Annotated in this window: 1 pseudogene; it reads right to left on the bottom strand. The window is 42.1% G+C overall.

The features are described 5' to 3' along the window. Positions 1-692: pseudogene (locus M0413_RS22700) on the bottom strand (ATP-binding protein); the annotation flags it as partial.

Here is a 692-nt window from a genome sequence, read left to right as displayed (position 1 = left end):
TTGCTGTGGTCGCTTTCACTGTCGAAGTATTCAGGCAATAAACGTTCGAAGAAGTAAGTCAGGATAACGAATAAACTGTCGTTAAGTTGTGGGAAGCCCACACTCTTCCACTGCTCTACACGCACCAAGAGATCGGCACGGTTAGATTGGCTCATAAAGTACTTAAGCCACTTGTAGAATTTAGCCTTGTCGTTTGCGGTATCCTGAGTAGACAGCGCATGGTCAATCGACTTGTGCAGTAGATTGTTCACAGAGTTGCGTGACAGACTCTTAGACATCATGGCTTCTTTCGCGATAGACGCTAAGCTACCCACAACGTTGTCGTAAAGTGAGTTAAAAATCAGGATGTTATGGCATTGCCAAATAAAGTCTTCACGCAACTCATCGTTTACAACGACATCGAGCACTGTCAATTGATTAAGCTCAGGCCATTTTGCTTGAGTTACAGACTTAGGCAGATTTTCAAGATGCTGAATTAAGCCCTTAAAGTTGTTTGCCGCGTTGCTCTTCCAACGGTGATATAAAGACCAACCAATGTTAAATAACAGTGCCTTACGAGCTTTTTTATAGTTTTCTTTTGGTTCACCCAAAATAAAACGTGTCAGCATATTACGTTCGGTTGAAATTTCATCGCGCTTAGCAATAAAGTTCGCCCACAATTTGTTCAGATCTTCATCGTAAACCAGCTTATC

Origin of the sequence: Shewanella sp. 8A, assembly GCF_023475945.1 — a bacterium.
Lineage (GTDB): Bacteria > Pseudomonadota > Gammaproteobacteria > Enterobacterales > Shewanellaceae > Shewanella > Shewanella xiamenensis.
Note: the sequence above shows the minus strand (reverse complement) of the source record. Positions and strands in the feature narration are given on the sequence as shown.